This window comes from Halorubrum sp. SP9, assembly GCF_005435015.1.
Classification (GTDB): domain Archaea; phylum Halobacteriota; class Halobacteria; order Halobacteriales; family Haloferacaceae; genus Halorubrum; species Halorubrum sodomense.
In genome coordinates, this window is the sequence record NZ_SGXU01000208.1 from 1 (window position 1) to 728 (window position 728).

Annotated in this window: 1 pseudogene; it reads left to right on the forward strand. The window is 53.6% G+C overall.

The features are described from left to right. Positions 1-253: pseudogene (locus EXE45_RS17225) on the forward strand (hypothetical protein); the annotation flags it as partial. Positions 254-728 lie beyond the last annotated feature (475 nt).

Consider the following 728-nt stretch of genomic DNA (forward strand, 5'->3'; position numbering starts at 1 on the left):
ACTTTCTGCGGTTGAATCACTTGAACTGCCCGGTGAGGTGTCCGTGGCCGAGCTCGTCTCAGTACTCACCGACTCACGAACCGTGTATGAGGTTCGGCGAGGACTCGGCGTTGATGACACCCAGACTCGCACAATCCTGCGACAGTACGACCTGATAGATCTCGTGACCGGCCGAATCACCCAGGGGTCAGAGCCCCCAGATAGGCAGGAGGTGCTCTCGCGGCTGATCGAAGCGAGTGACCAGGCGGCGTGACCATCACCACCGGTCTTGGGCACGGCGTGGATACCACGACCAGTAATTTTACGAGATTTCTGTTGTTCTAGTCACCCATCCGATCATTATGCGAGTAGTGTGCCACGGAATACCGAGCGATGTGTCTGTAGTACACGTTGATGACGACCCTATGATTGTGGCTCTGGGGGTGATGTATCTTGAACAACAGGATGACCAAATTATAGTGACAATAGCGACGACGGTTTCAGATGCGTTAGACCACACCTCACCACCCACAGATTGGCGTGGTCTCTAACTATGAACTGCCGGTGATGGACGGTATTGACGTACTCAATACGGTGCGTGCGAGGTTTCCAGACCTCCTAATTATTTTGTCCACTAGAAACAGAAACGAAGGGGGTTGCGTGTGGGATACTCACCTGTTGGAAGTCCCCGCTGGATATTGACCAATCCAGCTAGTCGTCACTAACGGACGCACCGTCTGATGCCGAAT